Raw genomic sequence first — 15,060 nt, 5'->3', positions numbered from 1 at the left:
CGGTCGGTGCGTGTACGAGGTCGGCTCAGTCGCGGTGCGCCGGGTCGGCGACGCGCTGCCGGTCGAGGTCGTACGGGGCCCCGGCGGCAACGGGTGCGGCGTCCAGGCGGGCCGTGACGACCAGCGTGCCCTCCTCGATCTGGTAGTCCAGCGGCAGCCCGAGGCCGCGCATCGCGGCGACCATGCCGGTGTTGGAGGCCTGTGTCACGGCGTACACGCTCTCGCAGCCGGCCCGCACCGCCATGGCCACCAGCCGGCCGAGCAGTTCGGCGCCGACGCCCCGCCGCTGCCAGTCGTCCTCGACCAGCAGGGCGACCTCCGTCTCGTCGCCGTCCCACAGCAGGTGCCCGAGCCCGACGATGCGGCCCGAGGCGGTCTGCGCGGCCAGGGTCCGTCCGAAGCGGGGGCTGAGCAGATGGTTCAGGTAGCGGTCCGCGTCACCGACCGGGCCGTGGTACCGCATCCCGAGAGTGCGGGCCGAGCACCGCTCGTGCATCGCCTTCGCCGCCGCCAGGTCCCCGGTGTCGACCCGGCGCACGGTGATGTCGCCGCCCTCCGGCAGCGTCAGCACGTCGTGGCCGGCCGGAATCCGCGGGCCGAGCCGGTTGTCCAGCTCCACCAGCGCCCGGGCCCGCGCGAACTCGGTGGGAGTGAACGGCAGGTACGGCCGCTCCACGGTGAGTACCCCGCCCTCGGGCGCCCGCAGCCGCATGACGGTGTCCTCCAGCACTCCCTCGGCCGGCACCGGGTCCGGTCCGCGCCCGCCGCCGACCGGCCTTCCGGGCAGTGAACGGATCGTGCACCGGCCCAGCAGCTGACGGAGCGCCAGCGGAAGTTCGGCGGCGTCCAGCGCGGTGCGGGCGGCCAGGCCGAGCACCCGGGTGGGAGCGTCGACCAGGTCGTGCGCGTCGGCCCGCTCGATCCACGTGGACGTGCCGCCGGCCAGCGAGACCGCCCGGGTGATCCCGGCCGCCGGCAGCGCCCCCGGGGCCCGCAGCAGGAACTCGTCCACGGTGCCCTCGGCCAGCGGGTGGGTCTGCAGACTGAGGATGTCGACCCGCCGCTCGGCCAGCGCCGTGCACAGCACGGCGAGCGAACCGGGTTCGTCCCGCACCGTCGTCCGCATCCGCCACAGCACGCTGGTGCCGGCCACGTCCGGCGCGACGGCACCGGCCGGCTCGCCGGTCGCGGGCCGCCCGGTGGGCCCGGCCGGCCGCCTTCCGGCGGCCGTCCGGGCACCGGTATCACTGACCGGCGGTGCGTGTCCGTGGCGCCGTGCCCACCAGACGTGGAATCCCGCCGTCGCCGCCAGGACGATCGCCGAGATCATCAGCAGTGCGGGGCCGTCGGGGCCGTGCCCGATCAGGTTCGCCACCGCGTCCGCCACCGCGACGGCAGTGAAGAGCGCGGCGAGTTCGACGACGTCGCGCCGCCAGTGGTGCACGGGGCGCCCGTGTTTCGTCCGGGTCACATCAGACATCTCTGGAGTCATACGACCACTGTGCAGGACGGGTGTTGCGTGATCACGAACGGTTTGTGACCGACAGGTAAAGCATGCTCCGCCCTATTTGTTGCGTTTTCCGTCGCCCGCCCGGGAACGGAGCCGCCGTGCCGCGCACCGGGGGATGACGCCGGGGCGCGGCACGGTCACAGAAGGGTACGGGAGCGGACGGCCCCGCCCCCCGCCTACTGGCCCACCCGGCCCGGCTGCAGCGTCCGCGTGAACAGCACGGTGCCGTCCTGCTCGCGCAGCCGGACCGTCAGCTCCCCGCTGCCGCCGTCGATGTCGACCTCGCCGAAGAACTGGTAGCCGCCCGCGGGCGACACGTTCGACGCGGACGGCGCCTTCACGAACACCCGCTCCGGACCGAACGTGCCGTCCAGCGCGCTGGCCGGGAAGGCGCCCGCGTTCAGCGGCCCGGAGACGAACTCCCAGAACGGCTCGAAATCGGTGAACGCGGCCCGCGACGGCTGGTAGTGCTGGGCGGAGGTGTGGTGCACGTCCGCCGTCAGCCACACGGTGCCGGTGATCCGCCGGTGCTTGACGAAGCGGAGCAACTCGGCGATCTGCAGCTCGCGGCCGAGGGGTGCGCCCGGGTCGCCCTGGGCCACGGCCTCGAAGTTCGGCCTGCCCTCCGTGGTGTCGGGCACCACGAGACCGAGTGGCATGTCCGCGGCGATGACCTTCCACACCGCACGGGAGCGGGCGAGTTCCCGCTTGAGCCAGCCCAGCTGCTCGCGGCCCAGGATGCCCTGCGGGTCGACGGTCCGGTCGCCGGTGGAGTTGGCGTTGCGGTAGGTCCGCATGTCGAGCACGAACACGTCCAGCAGCGGGCCCTGGCGCAGTACCCGGTAGACCCGGCCCTCCTTCGCGCCGGGCCGCAGGGTGCCGATCGGGAAGTACTCGCCGAACGCCCGCCGGGCACGGGCGGCGAGGACGTCGACGCTCTTCTCGGTGTACCGGGTGTCCGTGGCGGCGATCACCTCGCCGGGGTACCAGTTGTTGCGGACATCGTGGTCGTCCCACTGGACGATCGAGGGCACCTGGGCGTTGAACCGCCGCAGGTTCGCGTCGAGCAGGTTGTAGCGGAAGTTGCCCCGGTACTCGGCGAGGGTCTCGGCGACCTTCGACTTCTCCTCGGTGGTGACGTTGCGCCAGGTGCCGCCGTCGGGCAGTGCCTGCGTGGCGGCGATCGGCCCGTCGGCGTAGATGTTGTCGCCGCTGCACAGGAAGAAGTCCGGGTCCAGCCTGGCCATCGCCTCGTAGATGCGGTAGCCGCCCCGGTCGGGGTTGATGCCCCAGCCCTGTCCGGCCAGGTCGCCCGACCACAGGAACCGCACGCCGTCGCGGCGGTGCCGGGAGGCGGTGCGGAAGGCGCCCGTCACCGGTTCGCCGGTGCGGCGCGGGTCGTCGGGGTCGGCGAGGAGGACGCGGTAGTGGATCCGCTCGCCTGGCGGCAGCCCATGCAGCCGGGTGGTGCCGGTGAAGTCCGTGCCCGCGCCCAGCAGCGGGCCGTGCCAGCGGCGCGGGTCGCGGAACGACTCGGTGGCCGCGGTCTCCACGATCATCCGGGCCGGCCGGTCCGAACGCACCCACACCAGACCGGAGTCGGCGGTGACGTCGCCGGTCTGCACACCCCAGTCCGCCCGGGGGCGCCCGGAGCGGGCGAACGCCGGGGCCGCGCCGAGGCCCACGGGCAGGGTCAGGGCCGCCGACGCGGCGAGGGAGCCGCGCAGGACACTGCGGCGGGCGGGGAACGGACGGTGTGACATGGCTGCGCCTCCAGGGACGGGATCCGGCCAGTGTGCGCAGCCACACCTACTGCGGCGCCGCGGCGCGCACGGAAACCGGAGGTGAACAACGAGCCGTGCGGCCGGATCGCGGCGGCCCGGCCGGGGCTGACGGGGCGTCGGCCAGTGTTCCGCGGCGCGTCCGCGAGCAGCGCGACCGGAGCGCGCTGCGACCGCCGGGGCGTGCCCCGCCCGCCGCCGTGGCCGCCACGCACGCGAGCGGGGGAGGGGCAGCTGCGCGCCTGGCGTCCGCGCGCAGCTGTCCTTCCCCGCGTCGCTGTCCCTCCCCGCGTCGCCGGTACGCGCGCGCGTACCGGCGACGTGCGTGACGGTGGTGCCGGGCGCGTACGGCGCGTCCGGGTGGTGCCGTACGCGCCGGTCAGCGGCTGCGGTCCAGGATGACGCGGGAGACCAGCGCCGGGTCGTCGTTCATCGGGCAGTGGCCGCAGCCGGGCAGCCGTACGAGCCGGGCGTGCGGGATGAGCTGCTTGGCGCGGACGCCCTGGCGGCGGAGGAGGATGCGGTCCCGGGTGCCCCAGGCCACCGTGACCGGCAGGCCGGGCAGGGCGTCGGTGAACCGCACGCCGTCACCGGCCCGCAGGGTCGCGTCGAAGCCGGTGGCCCCCACGAGGGCCAGCGTCTCGGCGACCACGGCCTCCGGGGCGCGGCGCCCGGGGCGGGCGTAGATCGTGCTCGTCAGCGCCGTGCGGCCGGCGGCGGTGCGGCTCAGCCGTTCCACCAGCGGCAGCGGGAGCCGCTCGGCGGTGGCGCGCATCGCCCGCAGCACCGTGAAGGCGTAGCGGCGCTCGGCCTCCGTCCAGAAACCGGCCGGGGACAGGGCCGTGACGGACCGTACGAGCTTCTCCCGGCCCAGTTCCAGGGCGAGCAGGCCGCCCAGCGAGTTGCCGGCTACGTGCGGTCGGTCCAGCTCCAGTGCCTCGAACAGGGCGCCGAGCACGGCGTTGGTCGTCGGCAGGTCGTACGCCAGGCCGGCCGGCAGGCCCGGGGAGGCGCCGAATCCGGGGAGGTCGACGGCGATCACGTCGCGCTCGGTGGCGAGGATGTCCACGACCGGGTCCCAGACCTGCCGGTGATGGCCGATGCCGTGCAGCAGGACCAGCGGTTCGCCGCGTCCCGCGCGCGCGTAGGACACGGTCACGTCCCTCGGGCCGTGCCCGGTGGGGACCTCGAAGGAGACGGTGGCAGACATGGTTGCTCCTCGGCTGGGTGCTGACGGACGCCGTAGACAGCTTGTCAGCAATTGCTACCGACGGGTAGCCCCCAGGCGGCGTACACGGCGCCGGCATCCGCGCGTCAACGCGCGCGGCACACCTCGATGTTGAAGTCGGCGTGCCCGAACTCCCGGAACATCGTCAGCCACAGCGGCAGATACATCTCCACGGCCCGCGCCGACCGGATGCCGCCCAGGTCCAGGACCCGCCCGGCCGGCCAGCCGAACTCGCCGAGCAACTCCTTCACCTGCTCCTTCGCGTCGGCGTTCTCGCCGCACACGAACACGGCGTGCCCGCCCGGCACCCGTCCGGGGTCCACCATCACCTGGCAGTTCACGGTGTTCAGCGTCTTCACCACGCGCGCGTGCGGGAAGGCCTGCTGGATCCGCTCGCCCACGCTGTCCGACTCCACCGGGTCCAGCCGCGGTTGCCCGTCCTCGAACGCCAGCGGGTTGGACACGTCCACCACGACCTTGCCGTCGAGGTGTCCGGCGCCCACCGCCCCGAGGGCCTCGAGCGCCACCCGGCCGCCCACCGCGTTGATCACCACCTCGGACGCCGCGGCCGCCTGCGCGAAGGTGCCCGCGTGGGCCCGGCCCGCCGCGGCGGTGGACCACTCCCGCGCCACGGGGTTGTCCTCCGAGCGCGATCCGAGGGTCACCTCGTGCCCCAGCTCCACCAGCCTGCCGCCCAGTGTGCGGCCCACCTCGCCCGTGCCCAGCACCGCGTACCGCATCGGTTCCTCCAGCTCCACCTGCCGCCGGCCCCCGGCGGTCCGCGGACATTGTGATCGCCGCGCGGCCCGGACCCGGCGATTCCGGGTGGACACCCACCGGGCGTGTCGGATGGGATGGACAGGTGACCACCGACCTCGCGACCGACGTCTTCGAAGAACACCGGCCCCTGCTGATGGGCGTGGCCTACCGCATGCTGGGCCGGACCGCCGACGCCGAGGACGTGGTCCAGGACGCGTGGCTGCGCTGGTCCGGCGCGGACCGCGCGGAGGTCCGCGAACCGCGCGCCTACCTGGTGCGCATCACCACCCGTCTGGCCATCGACCGGCTGCGCCAGGTCAAGGCCCGCGGCGAGACCTACACCGGCCCCTGGCTGCCGGAGCCGTACGTCACCGAGTTCGGCGGCGCCGCCCCGGACACCGCGGACCGCGCCGTGCTCGCCGACACGGTCTCCCTGGCCGTGCTGGTCGTCCTGGAGTCCCTCTCCCCGCTGGAGCGGGCCGTCTTCGTGCTCAGGGAGGCCTTCGGATACCCCTACGCCGAGATCGCCGCGCTGCTCGACCGCGGCGAGGCGGCCGTACGGCAGCTCGCCGGGCGGGCCCGCAGGCACGTGGCGGAGGGGCGGCCGCGCTACGAGGTCGACCCCGCCCGGCGCCGGGACCTGACCGAACGCTTCCTCGCCGCGGCGGGCGGAGGCGACCTGGCGGGGCTGATGTCCCTGCTGGCCCCGGACGTCCGCCTGATCGGCGACAGCGGCGGCAAGGCCAAGGCGCCGCTGCGCACCCTGCACACCGCCGACAAGGTGGGCCGCTTCCTGGTCGCCGTCTCGGGCAACCGGCTTCCGGGCATGGCCCTGCGCTTCCTGGAGGTCAACGGCGGTCCCGCCGTCCTGGTGACGACCGACGGCAAGCCCGACAGCCTGATCCAGGTGGACGTCGCCGACGGCCGCGTCAGCACCGTGTACATCGTGCGTAACCCGGACAAGCTGCGGCACCTCGCCGACCGCTGAGCCACGCCCCGCGAGCCCCCGTCGTGCGACGGGGGCTTCGCCGTGCCGTCACACACACCGCCGTGTGCGAACGCCTCGTGAACGCTCCGCGGCGCGCCGCCCGTGCGCTGCCCAAGGGGCGAGGATTGGTCTTGACCAAGGGTGACCGCAGCCCTATCGTCGCAGAGAAGTGCAACAACCTTTAATAAACAAGGGCGCTAAAAACCGCCGGACCACGGCTCATGCGGAGGACAGGGTGGGGACCACGCAGCTGGATTCGGTGCCGGAACCTAAGTACTGGCATCTCAAGACCGTGCTCACCGAGGCACTGGACTCCGAGTTCTCGGTCGGCGAGATCCTGCCCAACGAGCGGGACCTCGCCGCGCGCTTCGGCGTGGCCCGCGCCACGCTCCGCCAGGCTCTCGAACAGCTGGAGCTGGAAGGCCGGCTGCAGCGCCGGCGCGGCGTCGGTACGACCGTCGCGCCGCCGCGTGTGGGGGTGGCGGTCGGCACCGAGCAGCACGCCTGGCCGGGGGCCGAAGGGGACGCCTGGCAGCCCGTCGACTGCGCTCTTCAGACGCCGCCGGCGGCCGTCGCCGCCGCTCTGGAGACCGGCGCGGACGAGCCCGTCCACACCGTCCACCGCTCCCGCGTGTCCCACGGCCAGCGCGTCGCCACCGAGCTGCTCTACATCCCGGCGGCCTCGGTGCCCGGCCTCACCGCGATCGACGCCCCGTCCGGCACGGCACGCACGCGTGCGGTGCTGCGCGAGCTGCAGCACCTCGCGCTGGAGGGCCAGGACCGCGCCGTCGAGCTGGGCTCCGCGCGCGCGGACGACGCCAAGGAACTCGACCGGCTGCCCGGCGCGCCCGTCCTGGTCGTCACCACCCGCTTCTTCGCGCAGGGCCGCACCGCGGCGCTGTCCGTGGCGACCTACCGCGCCGACACCTGCCGGCTGACCTTCGGCGACTCGCCCGGCGTGGAAATACACCACGACCCGGAACGACGGGCCTCCTGAGCCCCGACCCCGACGTGGGCCGGACGACCTGAGCCCGTCCGCCGCCCACGGCCCGACACCGGCCGGCCCGCGCGCCGGATCGGTGCCGGGCCGCCTCGCGCCGTCCTGAACCGGGCGCAGGCCCGCCCTCCGGTGCGGTCCGCTCCGCCGCCAACACGCCGCCGCCAACACGCCGCCGCCAACACGCCGTCAGCAACACGCCGTCACCGTGGCGTATACGGTGACCAGTTGCGTCTCGACGTGGCCGCGTGGTGCCGCGGTGCGCCTGCGGCACGACGCCTCGCCGTCCTGTGCGTCACCGGTTCCCGTTCGCCGGGCTCCGGACCGTGCTCCGGGTCGGGTCGGGTCGGTCAGCGGCGGGCCGTCACCGTGCCGTCCACCGCGAAGAGTTGCTCCTCCACGTGATCCAGCGCGAGCCGCAGCGCGCCCGTGGCCACGGCCGCCTCGCCCAGCAGGGACAGCGCCACCCGGGGCGGCCGCAGGCAATAGCGGTCCAGTTCGCGCCGCAGCGGTTCCAGGACCCCGTCGAGGCCGGCGGCCCAGCCGCCGATCACGACCAGTTCCGGATCGAGCGCGAGCACCAGCGCGGCCACGTCGTGCACGAGCCGCTGGATGAACCGTTCGACCGCCGCCCGCGCCCGCTGGTCGCCGTCCCGTGCCAGTGCGAACACCTCGGCGACCGCCTGCTCGTCCAGCGGGTGCAGCGGCTGGTCGGTGGTGGACAGCAGCGTCTCCGGGGTCACCTCCCGGCCCAGCAGGTGCAGCGCGCCGATCTCCCCGGCCGCCCCGCCGTAGCCGCGGTGCAGCCGACCGCCGATCAGCGAACCCGCACCGGGGCTCAGCCCGGCCAGCACGAACACCACGTCGTCCGTCTCGGTCGCCGCCCCCTTCCAGTGCTCGGCGACGGCGGCCGCGTTCGCGTCGTTCTCCACCAGCACCGGGCACTTGAACGAGCGGCTGAGCCGGTCGGCCAGCTTCAGCCCCGTCCACTGCGGCAGGGCCGTGCTCAGCCGTACCGTCCCGTCGGACCCCACGATGCCCGGTGTGCCCACACCCACCGCCCGCAGCGAGCCGCGCGCCACCCCGGCCCGGCGCAGCAGCTCGGCGACGGCGCCGCGCAGCCGGTCGAGCCGCTCGTCCGCCGGGGCGGTCTCGTCGACCTCCTTGGCCTGCGCGCCCAGCACCCGCCCGTCCAGATCGGACAGCAGCGCCGCGACCCGGTGCGGCCCGATCTCCAGGCCCAGCAGGTGCCCGGCCTCGGCCCGGAACCGGAACCGGCGGGCGGGCCGGCCCTGGCGGCGCGCGGTGCCCTCGTCGGCCGCCGTCTCCACGACGAGCCCGGCCTCCATGAGCCCCTCGACGACGCCCTCGACGGTCGGCCGGGACAGTCCGGTGACCCGGGTGACCTCGGTGAGTGTCGCGCAGTCCGTGGCACGCAGCGCGTGCAGCACCACCGCGGAGTTGATCCTTCGCAGCAGCGAGGGATCGCCACCGGTCAGCTGCCCCACCGTCCGTCCTTCCAGCTCGCACGCGTGTTGGGCGGATCGTACTCGCCCCGGCGTACCCCGGCGAGCGCCGGGTTCCGCCCGGGGCCCGCCCGACGTGCACCCGGTACGGCGCGGCGCGGCCGGGCGGTTCGCGTGGTGCCCGTCAGCGTGGCGCCACGTACCCCGATTCGCGGCGGCGGACCTCCCCCGCACGGGGGAGACGATCTGCTGATCGTCCTTCGCGATCGGCGACATGTCCTCGGGCGTGGCCGGCCTGCTGCCCGACCGGGCCGGCCAAGTGGCGCTGCACAGCACCTGGGACGGCTCCCTCGGTCCGTGGGACGGGCCCGCGGTGGCCACGCTGTGGGCGGCGGCGGCCCTGCTCGCCGGGGCGTGGTCCCCGCACCGCAGGGACGTCTGACGGGCCGCCAGTTGTCAGTGGTGCCCGCTTTACTGGGTCGCATGGACATCGCGAAGTGCCTGAGCCTCATGGACCTGCTGTGCGCCCGGGAGTTCCCAGCGGTGCACGGCAGGTCGGAGCACGGCGAGAGCGGTCCCGGCTATCACATGGCCGCCTTACGGACGAGCGGTGACTTTTGGGAGGACGACGGCACGGCGTGGGAGGAGACCGCGGCGCAGTTCGAGGCCGACCGGGACGGTCTGGCCGAGCGGCTGACGGATCGGTGGGGGCCGCCCCAGCACTTCAGCCTGCGCGGCGTTCTCGGCCGGGCGATGGGAGGCGAGGACATCGAGGAGCCGTGGGCCGGCCTCAGCGAGCACGTGCCGGACGTCCACCTGTGGCAGGCCACCGGCTCGGGCCGGTGGGTCGCGCTCGGCGTCTCCCACTGGGACAAGGAACTGCCCCTTCAGCTCCTCGGCGTGGTGACCGAGACGGATCCTCCCTGATCCGCCGCGCCGGCCGCCTCCCGCAGCCGGGCGAACTCCTCGGCCATCGTCGTCGCGGTCCAGTGCGCGTTCAGCCCGCTCGGGTTGGGCAGCACCCACACCCGCGTGCCGCCGACGGTCCGCTCCTGCGGCCCCACCAGCGCCCGGCGGTCGCCGAAGGCGGCCCGGTACGCGGTCACCCCGACGACGGCCAGCCATCCGGGCCTCAGCCGCGCCACCTTGGCGGTCAGCAGCCGGCCGCCCTCGGCGTACTCCCCGGCGGTCAGCTCGTCCGCCCGCGCGGTCGCCCGCGCCACCACGTTGGTGATGCCCAGCCCGTACGACAGCAGTTCGTGCTGCTCCGCGGGCTTCAGCAGCCTCGGGGTGAAGCCGGACAGGTGCAGCACGGGCCAGAACCGGTTGCCGGGGCGGGCGAAGTGGTGACCGGTCGCCGCCGTCATCAGACCGGGGTTGATGCCGCAGAAGAGCACCCGCAGGCCGTCCGCGACGACGTCCGGCACGAGACGGTCGCGGGCGGCCTCCAGGTCGGCCCGGGTGAGGCGGGGAGTGCTGGTCAGAGGATCGCTCCGGGGGTGTACCCGGCGGCCTCCGGGTGCTGCTTCGTGATCTCCTCGATCCTGCCGACGACCACGCCGACCTGGGCCGCCGCGGCGCCGGTGAAGGACAGCTTGTCGGCCATCAGCGCCGCCAGCTGCTCACGGTCGAGCGGCAGGCGCTCGTCGGCGGCGAGCTTGTCGAGCAGGTCGTTGCGCTCGGCGCCCCGCTCGCGCATGGCGAGCGCGGTGGCCACGGCGTTCTCCTTGATCGCCTCGTGCGCCACCTCGCGGCCGACCCCGGCGCGCACCGCGCCCATGAGCACCTTGGTGGTGGCCAGGAAGGGCAGGTAGCGGTCCAGCTCACGGGCGACGACCGCCGGGAAGGCGCCGAACTCGTCGAGGACCGTCAGGAAGGTCTCCAGCAGGCCGTCCAGCGCGAAGAAGGCGTCCGGCAGCGCGACCCGGCGCACCACCGAGCAGGAGACGTCGCCCTCGTTCCACTGGTCGCCCGCCAGCTCACCGGTCATCGAGGCGTAGCCGCGCAGGATGACCATGAGCCCGTTGACGCGCTCGCAGGAGCGGGTGTTCATCTTGTGCGGCATGGCGGAGGAGCCGACCTGGCCCGGCTTGAAGCCCTCGGTGACCAGCTCGTGGCCGGCCATCAGCCGGATCGTCTTCGCCAGCGAGGACGGCGCCGCCGCGAGCTGCACCAGCGCTGTGACGACCTCGTAGTCCAGCGAGCGCGGGTACACCTGGCCGACCGAGGTGAACGCCTGCGAGAAGCCGAGGTGACGCGCGATGCGGTCCTCCAGCTCGGCGAGCCGCGCGGCGTCCCCGCCGAGCAGGTCGAGCATGTCCTGCGCGGTGCCGACCGGGCCCTTGATGCCGCGCAGCGGGTAGCGGCCCAGCAGCTCCTCGACGCGGCCGTGGGCGGCGAGCAGTTCGTCGGCGGCGGTCGCGAACCGCTTGCCCAGGGTGGTGGCCTGCGCGGCGACGTTGTGGGAGCGGCCGGCCATGACCAGCTCGGCGTACTCGCCGGCCAGCTTGCCCAGGCGCGCCAGCACGGCCACCGTACGGTCGCGCATCAGCTCCAGCGAGAGCCGGATCTGCAGCTGCTCGACGTTCTCGGTGAGGTCACGGGAGGTCATGCCCTTGTGCACGTGCTCGTGCCCGGCGAGGTCGTTGAACTCCTCGATCCGCGCCTTCACGTCGTGCCGGGTGACCTTCTCCCGCTCGGCGATCGAGGCCAGGTCGACCGTGTCGAGGACGCGCTCGTAGTCGGCGATCGCCTCGTCGGGCACCTCGATGCCGAGGTCCTTCTGGGCCCGCAGCACGGCGAGCCAGAGCTGCCGCTCCAGCTTCACCTTCTGCTCGGGGGACCAGAGCGTGGCGAGCTCGGCGGAGGCGTAGCGTCCGGCGAGGACGTTCGGGATGCGGGGCTTGGCGGGCGCAGAAGTCACGTGAACAGAGTCTACTGGCGATTCGTGCAGGCCAGCGCCACTGTCCTGTTCGGCGGAAGCTACGAGAGCCGCGTCACGTCCCCGGTGCCGACCGGTCGCGCGGGCACGGCCGCCCGGGCGTCCCGGGAGTGTCCGCCGCTACGCGGGGCCTTCGTACGGCAGCAGCTCAGGCCGCTTGGCCGGGCGGCCGTCGCCGGAGGAGCGGCCGGTCAGACGCCGTCCTATCCACGGCAGCAGGTGCCGCCGGGCGAACCGCGCGTCCGCGACCCGCCGGGTCAGCCACCCGGGCGGGAGCGTGGCCGCCATCGGCACGTGCCACTCGCTGTCCTCCGGCTCGTACCCGAGCGTCTGCCACACCGCCTCGGCGACCCGGCGGTGCCCCTCCGCCGTCAGGTGCAGCCGGTCCACGTCCCACAGCCGCGGGTCGGCCAGCGACGGCGCCCCGTACAGATCGGCCACCAGGGCACCGTGCTTCGCCGCCAGCTCGTCCACGCAGGCGAACAGCTCCTCCATGCGCGGCCGGAAGCGCTCCAGCACCGGTCCCTGACGGCCGGGGCTGCGCATCAGCACCAGCTGCCCGCAGGACGGCGCCAGCCGCTCCACGGCCTCGGTGAGCAGGTCCCGGACCCGGACCATGTCGCACTTGGGACGCAGGGTGTCGTTGAGCCCGCCGACGAGGGTGATCACGTCGGCGCCCATCGCGGCCGCCACGTCCACCTGCTCGTCGACGATCTGCCCGATCAGCTTCCCGCGCACCGCGAGGTTGGCGTACCGGAACCCGGGGGTGCGCGCGGCCATCCGGGCGGCGAGGAGATCGGCCCAGCCGCGGTAGGAGCCGTCGGGCAGCAGGTCCGACATGCCCTCGGTGAAGGAGTCGCCGACCGCGACCAGGCTGGTGTACGTGCGGGGTGTGGGATTCGTCTGCATGGCGACAGGGATCGTATCCCGGCTCCATACCCGTCGGTCGGTCGGCCCCGGCCGCGGTCCGGCCGGCCTTCGCTCGGGCTGCCTCGCGCATGTCCCGCACGTGCCCCGCCCGCGGCTCACACGGGCTGGCCGAACAGCTCCCGCAGCACGTCCTCCATGGTGACCAGGCCCGCCAGCCGCCCGTCGTCGCCGAGCACGGCCGCCACGTGCGTACGGCTGCGCCGCATGGCGGTGAGCACGTCGTCCAGCGGGGTCCGCTCGCGCACCCGCGGGATGGGCCGCATCTCCCGCAGCCGGAACGGCACGTCGCGCGGCGAGGCGTCCAGCGCGTCCTTGACGTGCAGGTAGCCCACGATGCGCCGGCCCTCGTCGACGACCGGGAACCGGGAGAACCCCGACTCGGCCGAGAGCCGCTCCAGCTGTTCCGCGGTGACGCCCACGCGCGCGTAGACCACCCTTTCCAGCGGTACCACCACGTCCCGCACGGGCCGGCTGCCCAGCTCCAGGGCGTCGTGCAGCCGTTCCTGCGCCCGGTCGTCGATGAGGCCCGCCTCGCTGGCGTCCTTGACGATCTCGGCGAGTTCGGTGTCGGTGAAGGTCGCCGCGACCTCGTTCCTGGCCTCCACCCGCAGCAGCCTGAGCAGGCCGTTCGCGAAGGCGTTGATCGTGAAGATCACCGGGCGCAGCGCCCGGGAGAGCGTGACCAGGGGCGGCCCGAGCAGCAGCGCGCTGCGCACCGGTTCGGCGAGCGCGATGTTCTTGGGGACCATCTCGCCCAGCAGCATGTGCAGGTACGTCGCCAGGGTCAGCGCGATCACGAAGGACACGGCGTGACCCACGCTCACGGGGACGCCCAGCGCGTGGAACACCGGCTCCAGCAGGTGGGCGATCGCCGGTTCGGCGACCACGCCGAGGACCAGGGTGCACAGGGTGATGCCGAGCTGGGCTGCGGCCAGCAGGGCCGAGACGTGCTCCAGGCCCCACACCACACTCCGGGCGCGCCGGTCGCCCTCCTGGGCGAGCGGTTCGACCTGCGAGCGGCGCACGGAGATCAGCGCGAACTCCGCGCCCACGAAGAAGGCGTTGACGACGAGGGTCGCCAGGCCGATGAGCAGCTGTACGGCGGTCATCGCGCACTCTCCGGCGTGTCGTCGGTCTTCTCGTCGGCCAGCGGCGCGTGCAGCAGCACCCGGGCCGCCCGGCGGCCCGAGGCGTCCACCACGTCCATGCGCCAGCCGGCCACGTGCACCGCGTCACCGATCTCGGGTATCCGGCCCAGCCGGGTGGCGACCAGGCCGGCCAGGGTCTCGTACGGCCCCTCGGGCACGCGCAGGCCCACGCGCGCGAGCTGGTCGGTGCGGGCGGCGCCGTCGGCCGAGTACAGGGCGCGGCCCTCGGCGTCCGCGCCGGCGGGCGCGAGGTCGGGCGTCTCGTGCGGGTCGTGCTCGTCCCGCACCTCGCCGACGACCTCCTCGACGATGTCCTCCAGCGTCGCCACGCCCGCCGTGCCGCCGTACTCGTCGATGACGACGGCCATGGTGCGCCTGCCGGAGAGCCGGTCCAGCAGCCGGTCCACGGTCAGGGACTCGGGGACCAGCAGCGGCTCGCGCATCATCTGGGAGACGCGCCGGTGGCACCGCTGCTCGGCGGGCACGGCCAGGACGTCCTTGACGTGCGCGGTGCCGACGACGGAGTCCAGGCTGCCCCGGTAGACGGGGAACCGGGACAGGCCGGTGGCCCGCGTCGCGTTCGCCACGTCCTCGCAGGTGGCCTGGGCGTCGAGGGCGATGACCTGCACGCGCGGGGTCATCACGTTCTGGGCCGTGAGGTCGGCCAGGTTCAGCGTCCGGACGAACAGCTCCGCGGTGTCCGCCGCCAGGGCGCCCGCCTTGGCGGAGTGCCGGGCGAGGGCGGCCAGCTCCTGCGGACCGCGCGCGGAGGCCAGCTCCTCGGCCGGTTCGATGCCGAGCCGGCGCACGAAACGGTTGGCCGTGTTGTTCAGGTGCGTGATGAAGGGCCGGAAGGCCGCGCTGAACCAGCGCTGGGCGCTGCCCACCCGCCTGGCCACCTTCAGCGGTGAGGAGATCGCCCAGTTCTTGGGCACCAGCTCGCCGACGACCATCAGGAACACCGTGGACAGGGCCGTGCCCAGCACCAGGGCCACCGAACTCGCCGTGGTCTGCGACAGGCCCATCGCGGTGAACGGTCCGGCGAGCAGCCTGGCGATCGACGGCTCGGCGAGCATGCCGACCACCAGATTGGTCACGGTGATGCCGAGCTGGGCGCCGGAGAGCTGGAAGGTCAGGTTCCGCACGGCCTCCAGGGCGCCCTTGGCGCCGCGTTCGCCGCGTGCGGCGGAGCGCTCCAGCTCGCTGCGCTCCACCGTGGTCAGCGAGAACTCCGCCGCCACGAAGGCGCCGCAGGCGAGGGAGAGCAGGATCGCCACCAGGAGGAGGAGCACTTCGGTCATCGGGTCACCCC

General features: G+C 74.0%; 13 protein-coding genes and 1 pseudogene. 4 read left to right on the top strand and 10 right to left on the bottom strand.

From position 1 onward, the window contains the following. Positions 1-25: 25 nt before the first annotated feature. From IE177_RS10860 to IE177_RS10845, 4 genes are all read right to left on the bottom strand, one after another. On the bottom strand, positions 26-1,480 hold the full coding sequence (locus IE177_RS10860; protein WP_229815987.1) for a GNAT family N-acetyltransferase: 1,455 nt from the start codon (positions 1,478-1,480) through the stop codon (positions 26-28). Between the two features lie 206 nt (positions 1,481-1,686). Beyond that, the gene (locus IE177_RS10855) at positions 1,687-3,273 is read right to left on the bottom strand and encodes an alkaline phosphatase D family protein (RefSeq protein WP_190014988.1); all 1,587 of its coding nucleotides are present in this window, start codon (positions 3,271-3,273) and stop codon (positions 1,687-1,689) included. 397 nt (positions 3,274-3,670) lie between these two features. Beyond that, a complete protein-coding gene (locus IE177_RS10850) occupies positions 3,671-4,501 on the bottom strand; it encodes an alpha/beta fold hydrolase (protein ID WP_190014987.1) in 831 nt (276 codons plus the stop codon). A gap of 104 nt (positions 4,502-4,605) precedes the next feature. Beyond that, positions 4,606-5,259, bottom strand: a complete 654-nt coding sequence (locus IE177_RS10845; RefSeq protein WP_190015123.1) for an NADPH-dependent F420 reductase — start codon at positions 5,257-5,259, stop codon at positions 4,606-4,608. Positions 5,260-5,381: 122 nt separating this feature from the next. On the opposite strand from IE177_RS10845, the gene IE177_RS10840 reads away from it, so the two are divergent. Both IE177_RS10840 and IE177_RS10835 read left to right on the top strand, forming a co-directional pair. Continuing rightward, positions 5,382-6,266, top strand: coding sequence for an RNA polymerase sigma-70 factor (locus IE177_RS10840; protein WP_190014986.1), 885 nt, complete (start codon positions 5,382-5,384; stop codon positions 6,264-6,266). 235 nt (positions 6,267-6,501) lie between these two features. Next, a complete protein-coding gene (locus tag IE177_RS10835) occupies positions 6,502-7,263 on the top strand; it encodes a GntR family transcriptional regulator (protein ID WP_190014985.1) in 762 nt (253 codons plus the stop codon). A 350-nt stretch (positions 7,264-7,613) separates the two neighbouring features. Here IE177_RS10835 and IE177_RS10830 read toward each other — a convergent pair whose 3' ends face one another. Continuing rightward, positions 7,614-8,771, bottom strand: a complete 1,158-nt coding sequence (locus IE177_RS10830; protein ID WP_190014984.1) for an ROK family transcriptional regulator — start codon at positions 8,769-8,771, stop codon at positions 7,614-7,616. A 214-nt stretch (positions 8,772-8,985) separates the two neighbouring features. Here IE177_RS10830 and IE177_RS10825 point away from each other — a divergent pair. Further along, a pseudogene (locus tag IE177_RS10825) lies at positions 8,986-9,171 on the top strand (ABC transporter permease); the annotation flags it as partial. Between the two features lie 41 nt (positions 9,172-9,212). After that, entirely contained in the window at positions 9,213-9,656 is a 444-nt protein-coding gene (locus IE177_RS10820; protein ID WP_190014983.1) for a hypothetical protein, read from the top strand. On the opposite strand, the gene mug is transcribed toward IE177_RS10820, so the two are convergent. From mug to IE177_RS10795, 5 genes are all read right to left on the bottom strand, one after another. Further along, positions 9,617-10,156 carry a G/U mismatch-specific DNA glycosylase gene (gene mug, locus IE177_RS10815; protein WP_190014982.1) on the bottom strand — a complete coding sequence of 180 codons (540 nt, stop codon included), beginning with the start codon at positions 10,154-10,156 and terminating at the stop codon, positions 9,617-9,619. The two genes, IE177_RS10820 and mug, sit on opposite strands and share 40 nt — an antisense overlap. 53 nt (positions 10,157-10,209) lie before the next feature. Then, positions 10,210-11,652 carry an adenylosuccinate lyase gene (gene purB / locus IE177_RS10810; protein WP_190014981.1) on the bottom strand — a complete coding sequence of 481 codons (1,443 nt, stop codon included), beginning with the start codon at positions 11,650-11,652 and terminating at the stop codon, positions 10,210-10,212. Positions 11,653-11,790: 138 nt separating this feature from the next. Beyond that, positions 11,791-12,579, bottom strand: a complete 789-nt coding sequence (locus IE177_RS10805; RefSeq protein WP_190014980.1) for an SGNH/GDSL hydrolase family protein — start codon at positions 12,577-12,579, stop codon at positions 11,791-11,793. Positions 12,580-12,695: 116 nt separating this feature from the next. Further along, on the bottom strand, positions 12,696-13,709 hold the full coding sequence (locus tag IE177_RS10800; protein ID WP_190014979.1) for a hemolysin family protein: 1,014 nt from the start codon (positions 13,707-13,709) through the stop codon (positions 12,696-12,698). Then, positions 13,706-15,049, bottom strand: coding sequence for a hemolysin family protein (locus tag IE177_RS10795; protein WP_190014978.1), 1,344 nt, complete (start codon positions 15,047-15,049; stop codon positions 13,706-13,708). The genes IE177_RS10800 and IE177_RS10795 overlap by 4 nt, the downstream gene beginning before the upstream one ends. Positions 15,050-15,060: the final 11 nt, after the last annotated feature.

The organism is Streptomyces lucensis JCM 4490, from assembly GCF_014650035.1.
Lineage (GTDB): Bacteria > Actinomycetota > Actinomycetes > Streptomycetales > Streptomycetaceae > Streptomyces > Streptomyces lucensis.
This window is presented reverse-complemented; position numbering and strand designations above follow the sequence as displayed.

Excerpts from the sequence above, each read along its gene's own strand:
- IE177_RS10800 (WP_190014979.1), bottom strand. The coding sequence starts at position 13,709 with ATGACCGCCGTACAGCTGCTCATCGGCCTGGCGACCCTCGTCGTCAAC.
- IE177_RS10860 (WP_229815987.1), bottom strand. The coding sequence starts at position 1,480 with ATGTCTGATGTGACCCGGACGAAACACGGGCGCCCCGTGCACCACTGG.
- IE177_RS10850 (WP_190014987.1), bottom strand. The coding sequence starts at position 4,501 with ATGTCTGCCACCGTCTCCTTCGAGGTCCCCACCGGGCACGGCCCGAGG.
- IE177_RS10795 (WP_190014978.1), bottom strand. The coding sequence starts at position 15,049 with ATGACCGAAGTGCTCCTCCTCCTGGTGGCGATCCTGCTCTCCCTCGCC.
- IE177_RS10845 (WP_190015123.1), bottom strand. The coding sequence starts at position 5,259 with ATGCGGTACGCGGTGCTGGGCACGGGCGAGGTGGGCCGCACACTGGGC.
- IE177_RS10820 (WP_190014983.1), top strand. The coding sequence starts at position 9,213 with ATGGACATCGCGAAGTGCCTGAGCCTCATGGACCTGCTGTGCGCCCGG.
- IE177_RS10805 (WP_190014980.1), bottom strand. The coding sequence starts at position 12,579 with ATGCAGACGAATCCCACACCCCGCACGTACACCAGCCTGGTCGCGGTC.
- IE177_RS10855 (WP_190014988.1), bottom strand. The coding sequence starts at position 3,273 with ATGTCACACCGTCCGTTCCCCGCCCGCCGCAGTGTCCTGCGCGGCTCC.